Source organism: Sinorhizobium mexicanum, from assembly GCF_013488225.1.
In the GTDB taxonomy this organism is placed as follows: Bacteria; Pseudomonadota; Alphaproteobacteria; order Rhizobiales; family Rhizobiaceae; genus Sinorhizobium; species Sinorhizobium mexicanum.
In genome coordinates this window covers 3,992,310-4,014,459 of the sequence record NZ_CP041238.1, presented here as the reverse complement: position 1 = coordinate 4,014,459, position 22,150 = coordinate 3,992,310, and the positions used below count along the sequence as shown (strand labels likewise).

General features: G+C 61.9%; 17 protein-coding genes and 1 pseudogene. 5 read left to right on the top strand and 13 right to left on the bottom strand.

Annotation, left to right across the window (positions count from 1 at the left end):
* Positions 1 to 84: 84 nt before the first annotated feature.
* A complete protein-coding gene (locus FKV68_RS18845; protein ID WP_245181950.1) occupies positions 85 to 996 on the bottom strand; it encodes a LysR substrate-binding domain-containing protein in 912 nt (303 codons plus the stop codon).
* Between the two features lie 101 nt (positions 997 to 1,097).
* On the opposite strand from FKV68_RS18845, the gene FKV68_RS18840 reads away from it, so the two are divergent.
* From FKV68_RS18840 to FKV68_RS18825, 4 genes are all read left to right on the top strand, one after another.
* Entirely contained in the window at positions 1,098 to 2,240 is a 1,143-nt protein-coding gene (locus FKV68_RS18840; protein WP_180939287.1) for an iron-containing alcohol dehydrogenase, read from the top strand.
* Between the two features lies 1 nt (position 2,241).
* Entirely contained in the window at positions 2,242 to 3,741 is a 1,500-nt protein-coding gene (locus FKV68_RS18835) for an aldehyde dehydrogenase (protein WP_180939286.1), read from the top strand.
* A gap of 28 nt (positions 3,742 to 3,769) precedes the next feature.
* Positions 3,770 to 4,894 carry a mandelate racemase/muconate lactonizing enzyme family protein gene (locus tag FKV68_RS18830; RefSeq protein ID WP_180939285.1) on the top strand — a complete coding sequence of 375 codons (1,125 nt, stop codon included), beginning with the start codon at positions 3,770 to 3,772 and terminating at the stop codon, positions 4,892 to 4,894.
* Between the two features lie 338 nt (positions 4,895 to 5,232).
* Complete coding sequence (locus tag FKV68_RS18825; RefSeq protein ID WP_180939284.1) at positions 5,233 to 7,248, top strand: acyltransferase family protein; 2,016 nt, start codon at positions 5,233 to 5,235, stop codon at positions 7,246 to 7,248.
* Positions 7,249 to 7,283: 35 nt separating this feature from the next.
* On the opposite strand, the pseudogene FKV68_RS33770 reads toward FKV68_RS18825, so the two are convergent.
* The 3 genes and pseudogenes from FKV68_RS33770 to FKV68_RS18805 form a co-directional block, all read right to left on the bottom strand.
* Positions 7,284 to 8,938, bottom strand: a pseudogene (locus tag FKV68_RS33770) (metal ABC transporter permease).
* A gap of 47 nt (positions 8,939 to 8,985) precedes the next feature.
* Positions 8,986 to 9,915 carry a manganese/iron ABC transporter ATP-binding protein gene (locus FKV68_RS18810; protein WP_245181951.1) on the bottom strand — a complete coding sequence of 310 codons (930 nt, stop codon included), beginning with the start codon at positions 9,913 to 9,915 and terminating at the stop codon, positions 8,986 to 8,988.
* Positions 9,912 to 10,817, bottom strand: a complete 906-nt coding sequence (locus FKV68_RS18805) for a metal ABC transporter substrate-binding protein (protein WP_269808442.1) — start codon at positions 10,815 to 10,817, stop codon at positions 9,912 to 9,914. Before FKV68_RS18805 ends, FKV68_RS18810 begins: the two co-directional genes overlap by 4 nt.
* A 134-nt stretch (positions 10,818 to 10,951) precedes the next feature.
* On the opposite strand from FKV68_RS18805, the gene FKV68_RS18800 reads away from it, so the two are divergent.
* Positions 10,952 to 11,380 carry a Fur family transcriptional regulator gene (locus tag FKV68_RS18800; protein WP_153436669.1) on the top strand — a complete coding sequence of 143 codons (429 nt, stop codon included), beginning with the start codon at positions 10,952 to 10,954 and terminating at the stop codon, positions 11,378 to 11,380.
* A 7-nt stretch (positions 11,381 to 11,387) separates the two neighbouring features.
* Here FKV68_RS18800 and FKV68_RS18795 read toward each other — a convergent pair whose 3' ends face one another.
* From FKV68_RS18795 to glpD, 9 genes are all read right to left on the bottom strand, one after another.
* The gene (locus FKV68_RS18795) at positions 11,388 to 12,305 is read right to left on the bottom strand and encodes a DMT family transporter (protein ID WP_180939283.1); all 918 of its coding nucleotides are present in this window, start codon (positions 12,303 to 12,305) and stop codon (positions 11,388 to 11,390) included.
* Between the two features lie 175 nt (positions 12,306 to 12,480).
* Positions 12,481 to 13,953 (bottom strand): nucleobase:cation symporter-2 family protein, encoded by a 1,473-nt coding sequence (locus FKV68_RS18790; protein ID WP_209647396.1) that lies wholly within the window; start codon positions 13,951 to 13,953, stop codon positions 12,481 to 12,483.
* A gap of 434 nt (positions 13,954 to 14,387) precedes the next feature.
* Positions 14,388 to 16,112, bottom strand: a complete 1,725-nt coding sequence (locus tag FKV68_RS18785; RefSeq protein ID WP_180939282.1) for an ABC transporter substrate-binding protein — start codon at positions 16,110 to 16,112, stop codon at positions 14,388 to 14,390.
* Positions 16,113 to 16,194: 82 nt separating this feature from the next.
* The gene (locus tag FKV68_RS18780) at positions 16,195 to 16,614 is read right to left on the bottom strand and encodes a DUF2160 domain-containing protein (protein ID WP_180939281.1); all 420 of its coding nucleotides are present in this window, start codon (positions 16,612 to 16,614) and stop codon (positions 16,195 to 16,197) included.
* Positions 16,614 to 17,438: a carbohydrate ABC transporter permease gene (locus tag FKV68_RS18775; protein WP_180939280.1), complete on the bottom strand. Its 825-nt coding sequence runs from the start codon at positions 17,436 to 17,438 to the stop codon at positions 16,614 to 16,616. Before FKV68_RS18775 ends, FKV68_RS18780 begins: the two co-directional genes overlap by 1 nt.
* A gap of 20 nt (positions 17,439 to 17,458) precedes the next feature.
* Entirely contained in the window at positions 17,459 to 18,325 is an 867-nt protein-coding gene (locus FKV68_RS18770) for a carbohydrate ABC transporter permease (protein WP_180939279.1), read from the bottom strand.
* A gap of 3 nt (positions 18,326 to 18,328) precedes the next feature.
* Entirely contained in the window at positions 18,329 to 19,399 is a 1,071-nt protein-coding gene (locus tag FKV68_RS18765; RefSeq protein ID WP_180939278.1) for an ABC transporter ATP-binding protein, read from the bottom strand.
* A gap of 20 nt (positions 19,400 to 19,419) precedes the next feature.
* Complete coding sequence (locus FKV68_RS18760) at positions 19,420 to 20,490, bottom strand: ABC transporter ATP-binding protein (RefSeq protein ID WP_180939277.1); 1,071 nt, start codon at positions 20,488 to 20,490, stop codon at positions 19,420 to 19,422.
* Between the two features lie 102 nt (positions 20,491 to 20,592).
* Entirely contained in the window at positions 20,593 to 22,110 is a 1,518-nt protein-coding gene (gene glpD / locus FKV68_RS18755; protein WP_180939276.1) for a glycerol-3-phosphate dehydrogenase, read from the bottom strand.
* Between the last annotated feature and the right edge of the window lie 40 nt (positions 22,111 to 22,150).

The following is a 22,150-nucleotide window of genomic DNA, read 5'->3' as shown; positions in this document are numbered from 1 at the left end:
GTGTCTCGCGCGCTACGAAGATCGCGGAACACAGAGCCAGAAGGCCGCGCCGCTGAGATCCGCTGTCGTGGAGCAGTACGCCGTTCATGCTAGCCTGCTCAGCGCTGCATGGAGGCGAAGGACTTCGTCCGTCGATGGCCGGTTGCGCGGCAACCCGAGATAATAGCCGTAACCGGAGGCAAGGCTGCGTTGGCCGAGCATCGCCAGGCGGCCATCCCTGAGGTGTTCACGCACCAGTCCAAGGCTGCCGAGCGCCACGCCGTCGCCGCGCAGCGCTGCATCGATCGCCATCACATAGGTGGAAAAGGTGTATTTCGGGCGCGGCTTTGTGCCGTGCCGGGAGGGCTCGATCCGCTCGAACCATTTCTGGAACGAGATCCAATGGGCGTTGAAGCGATCGTAGTCGATGAGGTCGAGCGTTGCGATGGTCTCGGGCGGCAGCTCGGCGGCGTCGAGGCCCCTGGCGGCGAGATAGTCGGGCGAGGCGACCGGCGCGAGTTCCTCGGCCATCAACAGGCTCAGCGACCAGCGTGGGTGGTCTCCGGTGGAATAGAGGATGACGAGGTCGTTGTTTTCCGAGGCAAGCTCGGATGGGCTGTCCGTCGTCAAGAGACGAATGGAAATGCCCGGGTTCTCCTTGCCGAATTCACGCAGCCGCGTGCCGAGCCAGAGATGGGAGACCGAGCCGCTGGCAGCGATCGAGATCGTCTGGCCGGAGGCGCCGCGGAACGGTTCGAGGCTTTCCTCGAGATAGTCGAGCGAGGCGCGTACCCGCTGGAAAAGCCGCTCGCCTTGCGGGGTCAACTCCAGGTTCTTGCCGCGACGGCTGAAGAGCGGGCTGCCCAGATGATCCTCGAGCGTCTTGATGCGCCTGCTGACGGCCGCCTGGGTGATGTTCAGCTCGCGACCGGCGCGAGAAAAGTTCATGTGCCGGCTCGCGGCATCGAAGACGCGGAAGGCCTCCAGCGGAATGCGATCGAGCAGACGGTTTTCCATGACTTCAGGTTATCAAAAAGGCCGAAAATTCACCGGATTTGAAAATATCAGATCGTGTTGCAGGGTAAAGACGCGACGCAGGCCAGCCGGGAGCACGACCTTTGCAGTTCTCCATGTCCTTCATTCCGGAAATTCGTTTCGGAGAGAATATTCATCAGACCCTTGGCCGCGCCGCAAGGACGTTTGGCGCGCAGCGCGCGATCATCGTTATCGATGTCTTTCTCGTGCAGTCCGGTTTGAGCGGAAGTGTCACGAAAGCCCTTGAGCAGGAGGGAATCCGCACCCGCATCTTCTCGGCATTTACCGGGGAGCCGAAGCTTGCCCACCTGCGTGCGGCGCTTGAAATGGCGACGGGCTGCGATCTCGTGATCGGCATAGGCGGCGGTTCGGCGCTCGATATTGCCAAGATCGTAGCCTGTTGCGCCGCCTCCGGCCGGGATCCGATGCACTACGCGCTCGCCGCCAACCCGTTGCCGAAAAACCCCTTGAAGAAGATCCTGGTGCCGACGACAGCCGGCACCGGATCGGAGACCTCCGCCACCAACATCTTCTCGGGGCCGGAAGGCAAGAAGCTCTGGATCTGGGGGGCGGAGACCAAGGCCGATCTGGTGCTGCTCGATCCGTCGCTGACTGCAACACTGCCCGCCAACCTCACCGCTTGGTGCGGGCTCGATGCGTTCGTCCACGCTTTCGAAGCGGCGACCAATCGCAACACGCACAGCGGCGCCCAATTCTATGCCCACGAGGCGTTGCGGCTGATCATCGGCGCGCTGGAAACGGCGGTGCAGGAGCCCGGCAATCTGGAGGCGCGCGGCAAGCTGCTGCTCGGCTCCTGTTATGCCGGGATCGCCATCGACAATTGCGGCACGGCGATCGCGCATAACATCAGCCATGCTCTAGCCGGACTTGCGCCAGTGCATCACGCGCTCGCGACGGCACTTGGTTTCGAGGCGACCATCGGCTGGCTCGTCGAGGCGGCTACAGTCGATCTCGACCGTGCGGCAGGAGCTTGCGGCGTCGATAAGGCCGCGAAACTTCCTGCCTTCGTCTCCGACCTGATGGACCGCTGCGGCCTCGTGCGCGCTCTACCGAATGCATTCGACGCGTTCTCGGCGGCCGATCTCGCCCGCGAGATGAAGGCTCCGGAAAACCAGCCGATGCGCCGGTCGACGATCCGCGACGTGACGGATGCCGATATCGACCGTTTTGCGGCGAGGATGATGGCGCTCGCGAAAGGGCAATGAGATGACGAAGGAATATACGCGCGCCTATTGGGAAAGCCTGCTTGCCGAACTGACGCCCGAGGGTCGGCATTTCATCGATGGCGCGCATAGAGCCTCCGCATCTGGCGAGACCTTCACACGCATCCGCCCGATGGATGGAAGGCCGGGCGCCAGGCTCGCCCGTGGTGACGCCGCCGATGTCGATATTGCGGTCGCCGCTGCCCGCGCCGCCTTCAAGAGCGGCATCTGGCGCAAAAAGGAGCCGCTGGAAAAGAAGAAGATCATGCTGAAATGGGCGGATCTCATCCGGCAGCATGGCGAGGAGCTTGCGCTGCTGGAAACGCTCGATGTCGGTAAGCCGATTATGGCGTCTCTTAACGTCGATGTCCGTCTCGCGGCCGACGGCATCCAGTATTACGGCGAGACGATCGACAAGCTCTATGACGAGATCGCGCCGACCGGGCCGAACGCGCGCGCCCTGGTGCGGAAGGTGCCGCTCGGCGTCGTCGGCGCGATCACGCCGTGGAACTATCCGCTGATCATCGACGCCTGGAAGCTCGGGCCGGCGATCGCCGCCGGCAATTCGGTCGTGTTGAAGCCGGCCGAACAGTCGTCGCTCTCGGCGATCCGGCTCGCGGAACTCGCGCTAGAGGCCGGGCTTCCGGCCGGTGTCTTTAACGTCGTCGCCGGATACGGCGAGGAGGTTGGCAAGCCGCTGGCGCTGCACATGGATGTCGACATGATCGCCTTCACCGGCTCGACCGAGGTCGGCAAGCTGATCATGGGCTATGCGGCGCAGTCGAACGTCAAGCGGGTGGCGCTGGAACTGGGTGGCAAGTCGCCGCTCGTCGTTTTCGAGGATGCCGATCTCGATGCGGCAGCAACCGCCGTCGCTTGGGGCTGTTTCTACAATTCCGGCGAAACCTGCCACGCTTCGACGCGTCTGATCGTCCAACGCTCGGTGCAGGAGACGCTGATCGAAAAGATCGAGGCGGTGACAAGGCGTGAGATCACGCTCGGCCATTCGCTCGATCCTTCGGCGCAGATCGGGGCGCTGATCGAGGAGGAGCACATGAACAAGGTGCTTTCTATCATCGGCGCCGGCGAGAAGGAAGGCGGTCGCCGTGCCTTCGGCGCCGAACGGGTGATGGGCGAAACCGGCGGCTATTATGTTGCGCCCGGCGTATTCGTCGATGTGACCAACGACATGACGCTCGCGCGCCAGGAAATCTTCGGGCCGGTGCTCGCCGCCATTCCCTTCGATACGGAAGAGGAGGCGTTGAGGATCGCCAACGACACCATCTACGGGTTGGCGGGCGCGGTCTTTACCCGCGACATGGACCGGGCGCATCGCTTCTCCGAGGCGATCCATGCGGGCACGGTCTGGATCAATAGCTACGACATGTCGAACTTCGCGACACCTTTCGGTGGCTTCAAGCAATCCGGCTTCGGCCGCGACCGTTCGGTGCATGCAATCGACAAGTATTGCGACTACAAGACCATCTGGCAGCAGTTCGATTAGGGTTTCGCAGGAGAGGGAGGACGGCGCCATGAGCAGGATCGTTTCCATCGAGATCACCCACCACCGTCTGCCGCTCGATCCGCCGTTCAAGGCAAGCTGGGACGGGCGGCCGCGCAAACATTTCGATGCGACGATCGTCCGCGTTCGCGATGCCGAGGGCCGCGAGGGGATCGGCTCCGGCGACCTGATGAAAGGATTCGAGGGGCACGAAGAGCTTTTCATCGGCAAAGACCCGCGTCATGTCGAGCAGCACTACGAAGTGCTGTCGCATATCAGTTTCCACTATGGCCGCTGCTGGCCAATGGACCTGGCGCTCTGGGATCTCACCGGCAAGATCACGGGCGAGCCCGTGTGGCGCATGCTTGGCGGGCGGGCGGACCGCGTCCGTCTCTATGCCTCATCGGGCGTTCTTCGTGATGCCGGCGCGATGGCGGCGCAGGCTGAAAGCTATCTGGAGGAAGGCTTTCCGGCGATGAAGGTGCGCTTCACCTCCTCCGCTGGCGGTCGCGACGGTTGGCGCGCCGATGTCCGGGCGATCGAGGCGATCCGCGCCCGGGTCGGCGACCGGCTGGAACTCATGGTCGACTGCAATCAGGGCTGGCGCATGCCCTGGGATACGACGCTTGCCTGGACCTTCAAGGATGCGCTGGCGGTTGCCAGAGAGCTGGAGCGGCTCGGCGTCTACTGGATGGAAGAGCCGCTCCATCGCTCCGACCGAAAAGGCATGAGGCGGTTGAGCGATGCGACACCCGTCCGTATCGCCGGCGGAGAGATGACGCGCGAGCTTTACGAGTTCCGCGACATCATCGAAGAGCGAGCCTTCGACGTGATCCAGCCGGACGTGGCGCTGGTCGGCGGCATCACCGGATGCCGCAGGCTTGCCTGGCAGGCGCGCGAGGCGGGCGTGATGTTCACGCCGCACTCCTGGACCAACGGCATCGGCGTGCTGGCGAACGCACACCTGACGGCGGGCGTCGGCGAAGCGCCCTGGCTCGAATACCCTTATGACAATCCGGAGTGGAGCGGGGAGCGCCGTGACTACCCGATGGCACAGCCGCTCCGACACGCGAGGGGCTGGCTTGAACTTGGCGAAGCGGCTGGGCTCGGCATCGCCCTCGATGAGGAGCGGTTGAAGGCGACCAGGATCGGCTGAGACACCGGCTGCCCATACCAAAATCCCACAACGAATTGAGGCGGCAAGGCCGCCATTCCACGGCTGTCGTCATGGGTCTTCTGGCGCGCATCGAGGTTCGTTGACAGAGCCAATCATCAACCTTTGTGACATTTAACGCTGAAAGTGATCCCGCATCTCAGGACGTTCCCGGTCGGGGCATTGCCTTGTGCGCTATTTGAACAGTTAATGCCCAATCGACTAATTCGATCTCGCGAGTGACGCAGGTTGGCGATCGGATCAACAGACCTAATGCGTTTCGAGGCTCTATCGAGGCCTTGCGGGTACCCCGACCTGTTTACCGGGGCCGAACCAAAGTGATGGTCGAGCCCAATAGTCGTGCTGTGCCGCGGCGCGATGACATTCAGGGTCTGCGGGCAATCGGCGCACTTCTGGTCGCGATATATCACATATGGATCGGTCGGGTTTCCGGTGGTGTCGATGTCTTCTTCATCGTCTCCGGTTATCTGCTTATCGGGTCGCTGGCGCGTCAGGCGGAATCCGGGCATCGCGTGGACCTCGTCCCCTTTGCCACCAAGTTGGCCCGTCGGCTTCTGCCCTCGTCATTTTTGGTGATTGCTGTGATTGCGATGTCGGCGCCGTTTTGGTTGCCGAGAATGCGATGGCAAGCCGGGATGTATCAGATTGCGGCCAGTTCGGTATATCTGGAGAATTGGCTACTGGCGACTTCGGCGATCGACTATCTTGCACGAGACGAAGTTGGAAGCCCGGTCCAGCATTACTGGGCAATGTCCGCCCAGGTTCAATGCCTGCTGATCTTGGCAGTGGGTATTGCCCTATTTACCTTGATAAGGCGTCGGCCGTCGCGCATCGACCTGTTGGTGTTTCTCACAAGTGTGTTCGCGCTGTCGTTAGCCTACTCGGTCTACAGCACGTCCCGAAACCAGGCATTCGCCTACTACGACACCTTTGCACGGGTCTGGGAATTCGCGCTTGGCGGAATCACTCGCCTGTTGTTGCCCGCTATCATCTTGTCGCCAACGTTGCGGACCATCGGCGGATGGATTGGTTTGGCAGCTATTTTGAGCTGCGGCATCCTGCTTGAAATATCGACTGTTTTTCCCGGCTACGCGGCGCTCTGGCCGACACTTGCCGCCGCTGCGATCCTTGTTTGTGGCGACGGTCCGCCATTACGCTTCGGCGTGGCAAGTCTGCTGGCCGCGCGACCGCTCACGTGGCTTGGGGACATCTCTTATTGTCTGTATCTCTGGCACTGGCCAATCCTCGTCTTTTATCTCACCTACACGTATCAAACCTCGGCCGGTCCAATCGAGGGCTCGGTCGTCCTGCTCGTCTCCATCGTCCTCTCGTACTTCACGACGCGAATCGTGGAGGCATGTTTCCCCCGGCGGGAGAAGGATGAGCGTCCCTTGCAAACGGCCTTCGCAGCTATCGCCACCCTTGCAGTGATCGCTGCGGGCCTGTTCGTCTGGAGAGTGGAGGCTGCGCAAAGCTTGGCCGAGGAGCGATTGCGTGTCGTGGACCCCGAGCATTACCCCGGTGCGGCGATCAAGGGGCTCGCGGCGGGCTCGAGTGAGATCCCCGTCCATCCCGGACCAATGACCGCAAAGTGGGACGATGCAGACGTGTATCGGGACGGTTGCCACCAGTCGCTGCTGGGCACCGCCTTGCTCAGTTGCAGTTATGGACCGAGAGAGGCAAGCCACACTTTGGCGCTTGTTGGCGGTTCGCACAGCGTGCATTGGCTACCTGCATTGCAGGGCGTCTTGCAGCGGTATCCGGAATGGAAAATCGTCACCTACACCAAGAGCAGTTGCGTCCTGACCTCGCAGGCGTCGTCCGAGGTACCCGCATATCGCGATGCCTGCACCGAGTGGAACGAACTGCTAATGGAAAGGTTGTTGGCGATAAAGCCGGATCTGATTTTCACCACGTCCACGCGGGTGATCAAGGGCATCGAGGAAGTTCCCGCCGGTTACCGGCGGCAATGGGAGAAACTGGCGGCGGCGGAAATTCCTGTCGTCGCGATGCGCGACACGCCCTGGTTTGGCTTTGACGTGCCCGAGTGCGTGGAAATCAATGGCCGCTTCTCGCCGAAATGCGCTGTTGAGCGGGATTCGGTGCTCGCTCCGATCAATCCGACCCGCGCGGTGTCCTTCAAGGAAAACCTGCATTTCCTGGACTTTTCCGATTATTTCTGCACCGCTGAAATGTGCCCTGCAGTCATCGGCAATGTGCAGGTCTATTACGACAAGCATCACGTAACGGCGACATATATGCGCACATTGAGCGAAGAGCTTGCTCGTCAGCTTGCCCCGCTAATGCGCGATGCGAAACCTTTGGCGCGGAAATGAATGTCGCGAGCGCCTTGGCTCCAGCCATGAGAGCCCTAACCGTTTGAACTCAACGAGCTCGCCAGGCGTGCCGACTTCCAGCTGGAATAGGCGAAGGCGGCCAGGAAGATTATCGTCATCAGCATCACGATAGTCGGGGCGGGGGCGCTGTCGATGAAGAAGGACAGGTAAACCCCGGCAAACGAGGCGACGACGGCGACAAGCACCGCGACAATCAGCATGCCGCCGAATGTGCGCGTCAGCAGGAAGGCGATCGCGCCGGGGGCGATCAGCATTGCGATCGCGAGGATCAAGCCGACGGCCTTCAGCGCGCCGACGATCGTCAGCGACAGGACCGCAAGCAGTCCGTAGTGCAGCCATCCGACCGGGAGCCCGGGCGCGCCTGGGCGGGGTCGAAGGCGTGCAGCAGCAGGTCACGCCACTTGAGGCCGAGGATGCCGGCGGCAAGAAGCGCAATCAGGCCCGTTTCCAGAATGTCGCCCCAGCCGATGCCGAGCATGTCGCCGAAAAGGATGTGGTCGAGATGCACGTCGCTCTGGATCTTGGTGTAGAGCACAAGACCGAAACCGAACATGCCGGAAAAGACGATGCCCATCACCGGTGTCCTGTTTGATGCGGCTGTTTCCTTGAGATAGCCGTCAGGAGCGCGCAGCACATGCCGGCGGCAAAGGCGCCGACCGGCCAGCGGCAGGCCGACGATGTAGGAGATGACGACGCCTGGAAAGACCGCGTGCGAGATCGCGTCGCCCATCAGCGACCAGCCCTTCAGCACGAGGAAGCAGGAGAGCATGGCCGTCGGGATTGCGATCAGGACCGAGATCAGCAGCGCATTGCGCATGAACTCGAATTCGAAGACGGCGAGAAGCATGTCGAGCGAGATCATTGCGCAACCTCCAGTGCCTCGGAGGCGCGGCGACCGGGCGGCGATCAACCCATGCTTCGGAGCAAAGACAAAGGCGAGGAGGAAGATCAGCGTCTGCAGCACGATGATGATGCCGCCCGTCGCGCCGTCAAGGAAATAGCTGGCATAGGCGCCGGCAAAGCTCGTCAGCGCGGCCGATGGCGATGCTGATCGCGATCAGCTCGGGAAGCGGTCCGTGAGCAGGTAGGCGGTTGCCCCGGGCGTGACGACCATGGCGATGACGAGAAAGGCACCGACGGTCTGAAGGGCGGCGACCGTAGATGCCGAGAGCAACGTGAAGAACAGCACCTTGAGGAATGTCGTTTTGATGCCGATCGAGCGGGCATGGTTCTCGTCGAAGAAAGTGACCATCAGGTCCTTCCATTTCGCGAACAGGATGACCAGCGAGACGACGCCGATGATCGCCAGCTGCAGCGTGTCGGCCGGCGTGATGGCAAGGATGTTGCCGAGCACGATCGTCTGAATGTTCACCGAGGTTGGCGACAGCGACACCATGAAGAGGCCGAGGCCGAAGAAGGAGGTGAAAATCAGCCCGATGATCGTGTCCTCCTTCAGCCGCGTGCGCTGGTTCAGGAACAGCATGGCGGCTGCGGCGAGCGCGCCGGAAAAGAAGGCGCCGAGCGAAAAAGGAAGCCCCAGCATGTAGGCCCCGGCGACACCCGGCACGATCGAGTGGGAAAGCGCATCGCCGATCAGCGACCAGCCCTTGAGCATGAGATAAGCCGAGAGGAAGGCGCAGACGGCGCCGACCAGTGCGCTGACCCACATGGCGTTCAGCATGTAACCGTATGTGAACGGCTCGACGAGGGTGGCGATCATTCGGCGTCCGCCTCGGTTTCCGGCTTTGCCGGCTGCGTCACCATCCGCCCCTGCGCGCCGTACATGACGAGCGGACGCTCGTCATCGGTGATGACGGCAAGCTGGCGCGGGTCGGCGTCGTCGTGCAGGTTCTCGCCGCCGAGCACGAAATGGCGCAGCACGCCTCCGAAAGCGAGTTCGAGGTTCTCGCGGGTAAATGTGGTTGCCGTCGGCCCGTAGGCGAGCACCGTGTTCTTCAGGAGTACGGTGCGGTCGCAGAATTCCGGCACACTGCCGAGATTGTGGGTGGAGACGAGCATCACGCGCCCCTCATCGCGTAGGCCGATCAACAGGCGGATGATCGCGTCCTCGGTCTTGACGTCGACACCGGTAAAGGGCTCGTCGAGCAGGATGACGCGGCCGTCCTGGGCCAGCGCACGGGCGAGGAAGACGCGTTTCTTCTGGCCGCCGGAAAGCTCGCCGATCTGGCGCTTGCGGAAATCGCTCATGCCGACGCGCGCGAGTGCGGCCTCTACCGCGTCATGATCCGCCTTCTTCGGGATCCGAAGCATGTTCATGTGACCGTAACGGCCCATCATCACTACGTCCTCGACGAGAACCGGGAAGTTCCAGTCGACCTCCTCCGCCTGGGGCACATAGGCGACGAGGTTTCTCTTCAGCGCAGCCGGCACCGAAAGCCCGAGGATCGAGATTTCGCCCTGCGCCAACCGGACGAAGCCCATGATCGCCTTGAACAACGTCGACTTGCCGCTGCCGTTGACGCCGACGAGCGCTGCGATCGTCCCGGTCGGGATCTCGAAGGAGGCATCACGAAGGGCCCGGTGACCGTTGCGATAGGTCACCGTGGCGCCGCGGACGCGGATGCCGCTGCCCTCGTCCGTTGAAGTCGGCGCCGGCCTGGCGCGCTCCTTTACCTGAAGGTTCATTGCGAAAGACCTCTCGCGATCGTTTCGGAGGTGACACGCAGGAGATCGATATAGGTCGGAACCGGACCATCGGCCTCGCTCAAGGAATCGACATAGAGCACACCACCATATTTCGCGCCGGTTTCCCGCGCCACCTGTTCCGCCGGATCGGGCGAGATCGTGCTCTCGGAGAAGACCACCGGAATGTTGTTGGCGCGCACCGCGTCGATCACCTTGCGCACCTGCTGCGGCGTGCCCTGCTGATCGGCATTGATCGGCCAGAGATAGAGTTCCTTCATGCCGAAGTCGCGGATCAGGTAGCTGAAGGCGCCCTCGCTCGAGACGAGCCAGCGCTTTTCCGCCGGGATCTTCTCGAGCTCCGCCCGGATCGGCGCGATGGCCGCCTCGATCTTCTGTTTATAGGCCTCGGCATTCGCCTTGTAGGTCTCGGCGTTCTGAGGGTCGAATTTCACGAAGGCATCGCGGATGTTGTCGACATAGATCAGCGCTGCCGAGGGCGACATCCAGGCATGTGGGTTCGGCTTGCCGCTATAGGGCCCCTCCGCGATACCCATCGGCTCGACCCCATCGGAGACGACGACGCCTGGAATTTCATCGAAGTTCTGGAAGAATTTTTCGAACCAGAGTTCGAGGTTCAGCCCGTTCCAGAGGATGAGCTTGGCGTCGTGGGCTTTGAGGATATCGCGCGGCGTCGGCTGGTAGTTGTGGATCTCTGCGCCAGGTTTGGTAATCGATTCGACGATGGCCGCGTCGCCCGCGACATTCTGCGCCATATCGGCAATGACGGTGAAAGTCGTGACGGCCTTGAATTTTTCCTGGGCCAGCGCCGCGCCGGGGACGAAGGAAAAGGCAGCCGCCGCCGCTGCCGCCGTCAAAATCATGCGCCTCGTGCGATCGACCATTCATCACTCCTCAGGGCCAGCCTCGATGCAATCCGGTCCTATGGGTAGGCGAATGACCTGCATAAGTCAATGCAAATGAGAACCATTTGCAACTAGCTATTTTCAAACAGGCCGCCCTTGGCTAGTGTCGCCAGATGAGACAAAGCAAGAATCGGATCAAGGAACTGGAAGGAATCCTGCGGGACGGCGGCGTGCGCGTTACCCGCCAACGCGCTGCAATCCTTAAGATTCTGGCCGAGGCCGAGGACCATCCCGATGCTAGCGAATTGCACCGGCGCGCGAAGGAAATAGATGCGACCGTATCGCTTTCGACCGTTTACCGGACACTGTCCGCGCTGGAGCAGCAGGGGGTCGTGCAGCGGCATGCCTTCGAGAACGCAACCGCTCGATTCGAGACGGCGGACGCGCCGCACCACGACCATCTGATCGACATCGACACAGGTGCCGTGATCGAATTCAGGTCCGACAAGATCGAACAACTGCAGGCGGAGATCGCCGCCGAACTCGGCTATGACTTGGTGCGCCACCGGCTGGAGCTCTATTGCCGGAAGCGCAAGGACTGACCGGGGATCACACTTTGGCTGCGGCCGCCGCCGCGCGCTTGCGCGCCGGCACTGTCATAGCGGCGACGCCGGCGATAACGCCGCAGAGGCCGATCCACGCAGTCGTCGGTAGAGTTTCGCCGAGGAACAGGACTCCGATGGCAACGCCGATCGGAACACGGATATAGGCCTGTGCCGTCGTGCCGACGGATCCGAGCGTGTGGATCAGGCGGAAATAGATGACGAAAGCGAGCGCCGTCGAGAAGGCCGAGAGGCAGACGAGCGCGATCAGCGATTGCGGCGAGGGGCTGAGCGTCCAGGGCCGATCGACGATCAGGCTCGCCGGGACGAGCAGGACAGCGCCGGCGAGAAGCGAGCCCGCGGCGGGTATGATCGGGTCCAGGCCCTTGAAACTTTTGCCGAAGATCGCCGCGCCCGCATAGCAAATGGTTGCAAGGACAACGGCAAGCTGCGGCACCAACTGATCGCCGATGCCGCGAAAGGCTTCGAGCCCAATGATCAGGCTGATGCCGGTGAGGCCCGCAATGACGCCCACGAATTTGCGGGCGGTAACGGGCTCGTGCCGGGTGATCAGGGCCGTCAAAAGGAAGGCGAAGATGGGCGTGGTGGAATTGAGGATCACTGCCACACCGGCGTCGATCGTCCGCTCGGCCCAGGCGATCAGCGTGAAGGGAAAGACGCTGTTGAGGCAAGCCTGGAACAGAAACCGCCCCAAGGTGGCCGTGTCACGGGGCAAGGAAAGACCGCGCCATCCGATCACTGCCAGAAGAATCGCGCCGGCAAGCAGCGTGCGCGCGGCAATCAGCGTCACCGGTGGAATGGTTTCGACGCCGAGCTTGATGAAGGTGTAGGAGGCGCCCCAGAGGGTGGCAAGCGCGAGAAGAAGCAAGAGTTCGAAGGCGATGTTTGTCTTGGCCGCGGTCATCAATCCAGTCCTTGAAGCGAGTCCATGCCGTCCTTCTAACATCGTCGGACGACGGATGCTTCGGTCCCGATCGAAATGTGATGCATCTGCGGGAGAGATTTCCCCGAGATGGGGAGATCTTTTCACGACAGCGCCGTGTGTCCGATAAGACGCACGGCGCTGTCGGTGCAAACGGTCAGTGCGCTTCAGAAGCGACCACCGGCACCTCGATGCCCTTTGCATCGTAGAGCTTGCCGTTGAGGAAATAGTCGCCATCGTGCAGCCGCGCGATGTCCTGATACCGGAGCGTCCGCTCCGTTCCGGCGACGAACACCGATTGCTGGTCGGAGTTTCCGACTGTCAGATGGTTGAAGATCACATTGAGGCTGATCGCCATCAGTGCGGCGGAACTGATGCCGGAGTGGAAGATCGTCGCCACCCAGGCCGGAAAGTGCTCGTAGAAGCCAGGAGAGGCGATCGGGATCATGCCGAAGCCGATGGACGTGGCGACGATCACCAGGTTCATATTGTTGTTGTAGTCGACCTTGGACAGGGTGCGGATGCCGCTTGCCGCGACCGTGCCGAAGAGCACGATGCCGGCGCCGCCGAGCACGGCGCTTGGAACCGCCGCGACAACGCGGCCCATGACGGGCAACAGGCCGAGCGCCACGAGAAACATGCCGCCCGTCGCCACCACGTAGCGGCTCTTCACGCCGGTGACAGCCACCAACCCGACATTCTGGGCAAAGGCGCTCTGGGTGAAGGAGCCGAAGACCGGTGCGATGAGGCTGGACAGCATATCCGCCCTGAGGCCATCGCCGAGGCGGCGCGAGTCCACTTTTGTTTCGATGATTTCGCCGACGGCAAGGATATCCGCTGACGTCTCGACCAGCGTCACCATGATGACGATGAACATCGAGACGACCGCTGCGATCTCGAAGGTCGGATAGCCGAAATGGAACACGGTCGGAAGGGAGAAGAGCGGCCCCTCGGTCACCTTCGTGAAATCGGTCATGCCGGCGAAATAGGCGATGACGGTGCCGATGATCAGCGCGATCAGGATCGACAGCCTTGAGATCGATGCGCTGCCGAGCTTGCTGAGCAGGAGCACGATCACGAGCGTCGCCGCTGCGAGCTGGATGTTGGCCGGGCTGCCGAAGTCCGGCGCAGCACTGTTGCCTCCCATGGCCCAGCGCGCGGCGACGGGCATCAGCGTCAAGCCGATGGTGGTGATCACGATGCCCGTGACGAGCGGTGGGAAGAAACGCGTGATCCGCGAGAAGACGGGCGTGATCAGAAGGCCGATCAGTGACGCGGCCATGACGGCCCCGAGCACGGCCTCGATACCGCCATTGCCGGAAATGGCAATCATCGTCGCAACGCCCGAGAAGGAAACGCCCTGGACCAGCGGCAACCGGCTTCCGAAAAACGGCAGGCCGATGGTCTGCAGGATGGTGGCGAGGCCGCCGGCGAAAAGGGAGGCGGTGATCAGCAGGCCGACGTCGCTGGAGGTGAGGCCTGCCGCCTGGCCGAGGATCAGCGGTACGGCGACGATGCCGCCGTACATCGTCAGGACATGTTGCAGGCCATAGGCCAGATTGGCACCGATGCCGAGTTTCTCATCTTCCGGCCGCATATGTCGTACAGTTTCGTCTGCATTGTTTGCCAAGGTAATCTCCTCCAATACCTTTGCATGTATTCCCGCCTCTTCATGAGGCAGGTGGCAAACTATGGCAGCGAGCGTGAGGCATTACCTTATTGAAAATAGGGAAACAGTTTTCGATCGATCAACGGTAATACGGTCGATCGGCAGCGTTTCGACCGCCTATGTTATCCATTCGGTTGCGGATACTTGATATTGCAAGGACGGGGCACGGCCCGACTTGAACCGGATGCAAGGCTCGCTGCTCCTTCAAGCGAAAGCCGGAGCTGTTGCCAGCCCCGGCGCCGCATCTCCAGACGTCGTGGTGCCGCCGATGATTTCGGAGGGCACCTACAGCGCCGCGCGTCTTACCAGACGGCGCTGTAGCACTTTGAATTGCTGCATGTTTTTGCCCTTAAACCGGCTACGATTTAAGGAAACATGCAGCGGCCTTGGGAGGCTTAGTTCGTCTGCCAGCTCTTGACCAGTTCGTCGTAGTTGACGGTCATCGGCTTTTCCTTCTCGTTCTCGACCTTCAGCTGCGGAGCGAGGTTGCCGGCCTTGACGGCTTCCGCGTTCCAGAATTCGAGGTCGTGCTCTTCCGCCAGCTTCGGACCGATGTCGCCCTGGATGCCGGCGCGCTCGAGGCGCTGCAGGACCTTTTCCTGCTCGGCGCAAAGCGAGTCCATGGCTTCCTGGGCTGTTTTTGCGCCGGAGGAGGCATCGCCGATCGCCTGCCACCAGAGCTGAGCCAGCTTCGGATAGTCAGGCACGTTCGTGCCGGTCGGCGACCACTGCAGGCGGGCCGGCGAGCGGTAGAACTCGACCAGACCGCCGAGCTTCGGTGCGCGCTCGGTAAAGCTCTGATGATCGAGCGTCGACTGGCGGATGAAGGTGAGACCGACATGGCTCTTCTTCACGTCCACGGTCTTGGAGGTCACGAACTGCGCGTAGAGCCACGCGGCCTTGGCGCGGTCGTCCGGAGTGGACTTCAGGATCGTCCAGGAACCGGCATCCTGATAGCCGAGCTTCATGCCATCCTTCCAGTAGACGCCATGCGGGCTCGGGGCAAAACGCCACTTCGGCGTGCCGTCCTCGTTCACCACCGGCAGGCCCGGCTTCACGAAGTCTGCGGTGAACGCCGTATAGGTGAACATTTGCTGGGCAATCTCACCCTGCGACGGAACCGGACCGGATTCCGAGAAGGTCATGCCCTGGGCGGCAGCCGGAGCATAGGCCTTCAGCCAGTCGAGATACTTCTGGATGGCATAGACCGACGCCGGGCCGTTGGTGTCGCCGCCGCGCGCAACGCAGGATCCGACGGGACGCGAGTTCTCGTCGACTCGGATGCCCCACTCGTCGACCGGCTTGCCGTTCGGGATGCCCTTGTCACCGTTGCCGGCCATCGACAGCCAGGCGTCGGTGAACCGCCAACCGAGGGACGGGTCCTTCTTGCCGTAATCCATGTGGCCGTAGACCTTCTTGCCGTCGATCTCGCGGCCATTGAAGAACTCGGCGATGTCCTCGTAGGCCGACCAGTTGACCGGAACGCCGAGATCGTAGCCGTACTTAGCCTTGAATTCTTCCTGGATCTTCGGATCGTTGAACCAGTCATAGCGGAACCAGTAGAGGTTCGCGAACTGCTGGTCGGGCAACTGGTAGAGCTTGCCGTCCGGAGCGGTGGTGAAGGACTTGCCGATGAAGTCATCAATGTCGAGGTTGGGGTTGGTGACGTCCTTGCCCTCGTTCGCCATGAAATCGGTCAGGCTGCGGGCCTGCTGATAGCGCCAATGGGTGCCGATGAGGTCCGAGTCGTTGATGTAGGCGTCATAGACGTTCTCGCCCGACTGCATCTGCGTCTGCAGCTTTTCGACGACGTCGCCTTCGCCGATCAGGTCGTGGGTGATCTTGATGCCGGTAATGTCGGAGAAGGCCTTGGCCAGGGTCTTCGATTCGTATTCATGGGTGGTGATCGTTTCGGAGACGACCTTGATTTCCATGCCGGCAAAGGGCTTTGCTGCATCGACGAACCATTGCATTTCCGCTTCCTGGGCGGCGCGATCGAGCGACGAGAGGTCGCCGATTTCCTTGTCCAGGAATGCCTTTGCCTCATCCATGCCGGCATAGGCCGAGCCGGTGAGAGCCAGCAGCATTGCTGCCGTCGTCGTTAGAAGATGCCGTCGCATAATTTCCTCCCTTGGGTTTTGCGATTGCAGTTCATTGCAGTTTCGAGGGGCGCGCCGTCGATGCGCCCCCCATTTGCGTTTCTCAGACGTAGCGGAAGACACCGATGGCATAGACCACGGAGAGCGCGACCGCCCACCAGAGGTTTGTGCCGACGAGCCCCAGCCAGCCGAGATGAATGAAGGCGGATCCAAGCAGCGAGACGAAAAGCCGATCGCCGCGCGTCGTCTCGAAGCGCAGAATGCCGACGCGCGGGTTGCCTCCGGGCCGGGCATATTCCCAGACGGCCATCAGCGACAGCAGCGTGAAGATCGTCAGAAAGAACATGGCGGTCGGGAAGGACCAGGCCATCCAGCCGCCGGGGATCAGCGGGGCGAACCAGTCGCGTTCGCCGTCCTTGAGCGGCAGGGTGGAAACCAGCAGCCCCGCAGCGACGACATAGACGACGAGAACGGCGACAAGTGCGACGGGCCAGCGGTTCTTGCGAGTGGCGATGGTTTCCATCAGACCCTCCCCAGGGCGAAGCCCTTGGCGATGTAGTTGCGAACGAAATAGATCACGAGCGCACCGGGGATGATCGTCAGCACACCGGCGGCGGCAAGCACACCCCAGTCGAGACCGGACGCCGAGACCGTGCGGGTCATTGTCGCCGCGATCGGCTTGGCGTCGGTGGTCGTGAGGGTGCGGGCGATCAGAAGTTCGACCCAGGAGAACATGAAGCAGAAGAAGGCGGCGACGCCGATGCCGGATGCGATCAGCGGCACGAAGATTTTTACGAAGAAGCGCGGGAAGGAGTAGCCGTCGATATAGGCCGTCTCGTCGATCTCCTTCGGCACGCCCGACATGAAGCCTTCGAGGATCCAGACCGCCAGCGGCACGTTGAATAGGCAGTGGGCGATCGCGACCGCGATATGCGTGTCGATCAGGCCGAAGGCTGAATAGAGCTGAAAGAAGGGCAGCGCGAAAACGGCCGGCGGCGCCATCCGGTTCGTCAGCAGCCAGAAGAACAGATGCTTGTCTCCGAGGAAACGGTAACGCGAGAAGGCGTAGGCCGCCGGCAGTGCAACGGAGACCGAGATCACCGTGTTCATCACCACGTAGGTGATGGAGTTGATGTAGCCGTTGTACCAGGAGGGGTCGGTGAAGATCACCTGGTAGTTCCTGAGCGTCGGGTTCTGTGGCCAGAGCGAGAACGTGCTGAGAATCTCGCTCGTCTCCTTGAAGCTCATGTTGACAAGCCAATAGATCGGCAGGAGCAGGAAGACGATGTAGATTGTCGGCACCAGCCAGGAGAGGCGTTGCGAGAGCGGTTGTGAATTGGTTTTCATAGTGTCTCCTCCCTCCTTTCTCAGCCCTGCGCATCGCTCGTGGTCATCACCGTGTAGAAGATCCACGAGAGCAGCAGGATGATGAGGAAGTAGATGATCGAGAGGGCTGCGGCCGGGCCGAGGTCGAACTGGCCGATCGCCATCTTGACGAGATCGATCGACAGGAAGGTCGTCGAATTACCCGGACCACCGCCGGTCACGACGAAGGGTTCCGTGTAGATCATGAAACTGTCCATGAAGCGCAGCAGGAAGGCGATCAGGAGCACGCGCTTCATCTTCGGAAGCTGGATGTAACGGAAGACGGACCAGCGCGAGGCGCCGTCGATCTTGGCCGCCTGATAGTAAGCGTCCGGGATCGAGACGAGCCCGGCATAGCAGAGGAGCACGACGAGGCTCGTCCAGTGCCAGACGTCCATGACGATCAGCGTGACCCACGCATCGATCGGATTCTGCACATAGTTGTAGTTGATGCCGAGCGAGGCGAGCGTGCGTCCGAGGAGGCCGATGTCGACGCGGCCGAAGACCTGCCAGATGGTGCCGACGACATTCCACGGAATGAGCAGCGGCAGCGCCATCAGCACCAGGCAGATCGGAACGCCGATGCCCTTCTTCGGCATGTTGAGCGCGATCACGATGCCGAGCGGAATCTGGATCGTCAGGATGATCGCCGAGAAGATCAGGTTGCGGGTCAGCGCATCCCAGAAGCGGTCGGATTCGAGTGTATCCACAAACCAGTCGGTGCCGGCCCAGAAGAACTCGTTATTGCCGAAGGTGTCCTGCACCGAATAGTTGACGACGGTCATCAGCGGGACCACGGCGGAGAAGGCGACGAGCACCAGCACCGGCAGGACCATGAACCAGGCCTTGTTGTTCCAGGTTTTTTCCATGGCTCAAGCCTCCTCACCGACGCGCCAGGAATCGGCGTAGATATTGATTGCCTTCGGATCGAAGGTGACGCGCGGTTCGGCGGGGATCTCGCCATCCTCGTCGACGACGATCGAGATCGGTCGGTCGGCAAAGCGGGCGCGGACGATCTTGCGGCGTCCGATATCCTCGACCTTGGTGATCGCGACCGGCATGCCTTCGCGCCCAAGCATGATGAACTCCGGCCGGATGCCAAGTTCGGTCTTGGCCCCGGGCTGGATTTTCGGCAGGAAATTGAGCGGGATGCTCTCGCCGCCGATCGCGGCCCTGCTGCCTTCGATCGTCGCCGGCAGGACGTTCATGCCCGGCGAGCCGATGAAATAGCCGACGAAGGTATGGCGCGGCCGCTCGAAGAGTTCGGCCGGCGTGCCGATCTGGACGATCTGGCCGTCATACATGACCACGACCTTGTCGGCGAAGGTCAGCGCCTCGGTCTGGTCGTGCGTGACATAGACCATGGTGAAGCCGAACTGCTTGTGCAGCCGCTTGATCTGGGAGCGCAGCACCCACTTCATCTCGGGGTCGATGACGGTCAACGGCTCGTCGAAGAGGATGGCGCTGACGTCCGAGCGCACCAGACCGCGGCCGAGCGAGATCTTCTGCTTCTGGTCGGCGGTCAATCTCCGGGCCGTCTTCTTCGCCCATCCGCCGAGGCCTGTCATCTCGATGATCTCCTTGACGCGCCGGTCGACTTCCGCCTCCGGCACGTGCCGGTTGCGAAGCGGGAAGGCGAGATTGTCATAAACGGTCATCGTGTCGTAGATCACCGGGAACTGGAACACCTGGGCGATGTTGCGTTCCTGGGTGGAGAGATGCGTGACATCATGGCCGTCGAAAAGAATGCGTCCTTCGGACGGATTGATGAGGCCGGAGATGATGTTGAGAAGCGTCGTCTTGCCACATCCGGAAGGGCCGAGCAGCGCATAGGCGCCGCCGTCGTTCCACTCGTGATGCACTTCCCTCAGCGCGTAGTCCGCCTCCGACTTTGGCTTGGCGCCGTAGGCGTGGCGGATATGTTCAAGGTTGATTCGTGCCATTTTCTCCTCCCAGCGCCGTCTCAGGCCGTGCCGCCGATCGCGCGACCGTCGGGCCCGAAGGCCATGAGGTGGCGTGTATCGACAAAGACCTTGAGAACCGCGTCCGGTTCGATGTCGTGAATGCCGGGCGCGAGCATGACCCAGCGCGCGCCGGCAAAGCCGACGTGAATGAAGCTCTCCGAGCCTGCGATTTCAGAGATCGCCGTCTTGACGGTAAGCGCATTGCCCCTGCCGTTCGGCGGATCGAAAGAAAGGTGGTGCGGCTGGAAGGCGACGGTGCAGGGGCCGTCGGGGACGGCCGAAAGGTGGGCCGGGACGGTCAGCACGGGCTTTCCATCGAGCGTGAAATCCGCTCCCGTCTTAACGAGCTCGATCGTGTTCAGCGGCGGATCGGCGAATGTGCGCGCGGTGACGATATCGATCGGGCGGCGATAGACGTCGATCGTGCGGCCGAACTGGGTGATGCGGCCTTCGCTCAGGGTCGCGGTATTGCCGCCGAGCAGCAAGGCCTCGGACGGCTCCGTCGTCGCATAAACGAAGATCGCGCCGGAGGCGGAGAATATCTTCGGCAGTTCCTCGCGCAGTTCCTCGCGCAGCTTGTAATCGAGATTGGCGAGCGGTTCGTCGAGCAGCACCAGATCGGCGTTCTTGACGATCGCACGCGCAAGCGCGGTGCGCTGCTGCTGGCCGCCGGAAAGATTCAAGGGTGTGCGGTCGAGATAGGGGGTGAGCTTCAGGAGTTCGGCGGCCTTGCGCACTTCCCGGTCGACGGTCGCGCTGTCGGCGCCCTTGATGCGCATCGGAGAGGCGATGTTGTCGTAGACCGTCATCGCCGGATAGTTGATGAACTGCTGGTAGACCATGGCGACGGAGCGTTGCTGCACGGGCAGGCCGGTGACGTCGGCGCCATCGAAGCGAAGCGATCCGGAGGCAGGCTTGTCGAGACCGGCCATCAGCCGCATCAACGACGTCTTGCCGGAGAGCGTGGGGCCGAGCAGCACATTCAGCGACCCCCTCTCCAGCACAAGGTCGGTCGGGTGGATATGCGTCTCCCCGCCCACGACCTTGGATATGTTCTTCATTTCAAGCATTGAATTCTCCGGTGTTCCACCCAGCCATCGGCAGTCTCAAATTGCAGGGTATCAGAGCGGGACGAGGAAAAGGGCCTCGGTTTTCCGCCCGCATATCGTGATCTAGGCGGCAGCGTTGGCCGCGCCCTGCATATATTCCTCCAACTCCGCGGCTTCGGCCGGTGAGAGCTTCAGTCCGAGTTTCGTCCGGCGCCACAAAACGTCCTCCGCACGCCGCGCCCATTCCTGCTCGATCAGCCAATTGACTTCGGTTTCGTAGAGGTCGGCTCCGAAACGTCTTCCGAGATCGGCTTCGCTCGCCGCCTTGCCGAGAAGCTGTGCCGCCCGCGTGCCGTAGAGCCGCACAAGGCGGCGCGCGTGCGTATTGGCAAGAAAAGGATAGCGCGCCTTGAGGCTGGCGACCTCGGCGTCGTAGCCGGTAGCTGGAAAATCGCCGCCCGGCAGGTTCGACCCGGCCGTCCATTTCCGACCCTTGACCCCGATCGCCTCGCCGATTTTTTCCAGCGCGGACTCGCTCAGCCGCCGGTAGGTAGTGAGCTTGCCGCCGAAGACGTTGAGCAGCGGCGCCTGGCGGTTCTCGCCCTCAAGGCGCAGCACGTAATCGCGCGTCGCCTCCTGTGCCTTGCTGGCGCCGTCGTCGAACAGCGGGCGCACCGCCGAATAGGTCCAGACGATGTCGTCCCGCGTTACCGGCTCGGTGAAGTATTCGCTCGCCGCCTTGCAAAGATAGTCGATCTCGGCATCGCTGATGCGCGCTTCCGCCGGGTTGCCGTCGAAATCGCGATCCGTCGTTCCGATCAGCGTGAACTCGTTCTCGTAGGGAATGGCGAAGATGATCCGTCCATCCGGGTTCTGGAAGAAATAGGCACGCGGATCGTCAAATTTCTTCTTCACGACGATATGGCTGCCCTGGACGAGGCGGACATTATGCACGTCGTTCTTGCCGATCGTGTCGGCAAGCACGCGATCCACCCAGGGACCGGTGGCGTTGACGAGCAGACGGGAACGCAGGGTTGCGCGTGCGCCCGTCACCATATTCTCCGTTTCGATTGTCCAGTGGCCATCCTTGCGGCGCGCCGAGACGACCCGGGTACGTGGCATGACCCGCGCGCCGCGATCGGCCGCGTCGCGGGCGTTCAGCACGACAAGGCGGGCATCGTTGACCCAGCCGTCGGAATATTCGAATGCCTTGGTAAAAAGGCGCTTCAGCGGCAATCCCGCCGGATCGCGCGTCATGTCCAGCGTGCGGGTTGCGGGCAACAGCTTGCGGCCGCCGATGTGATCATAAAGAAACAGGCCGAGCCGGATGAGCCAGGCCGGCCGCAGGCCGCCCTTGTGGAAGGGCAGCACGAAGCGCATCGGCCAGATGACGTGCGGCGCCATCGCCCACAAGATCTCGCGCTCCATCAGCGCCTCGCGGACCAGGCGAAACTCATAATATTCGAGATAGCGCAGCCCGCCATGGATAAGCTTGGTCGAGCCGGACGACGTACCCGAGGCAAAATCTTTCATCTCGGCGAGCGCAACCGAATAGCCACGACCGACCGCGTCGCGTGCAATGCCGCATCCGTTGATGCCGCCGCCTATGACGAAGACGTCGAAGATTGCCTGCTCTGACACTGTATTTCCCCTCCGCATCCCGCAACGCACAAATTGATGC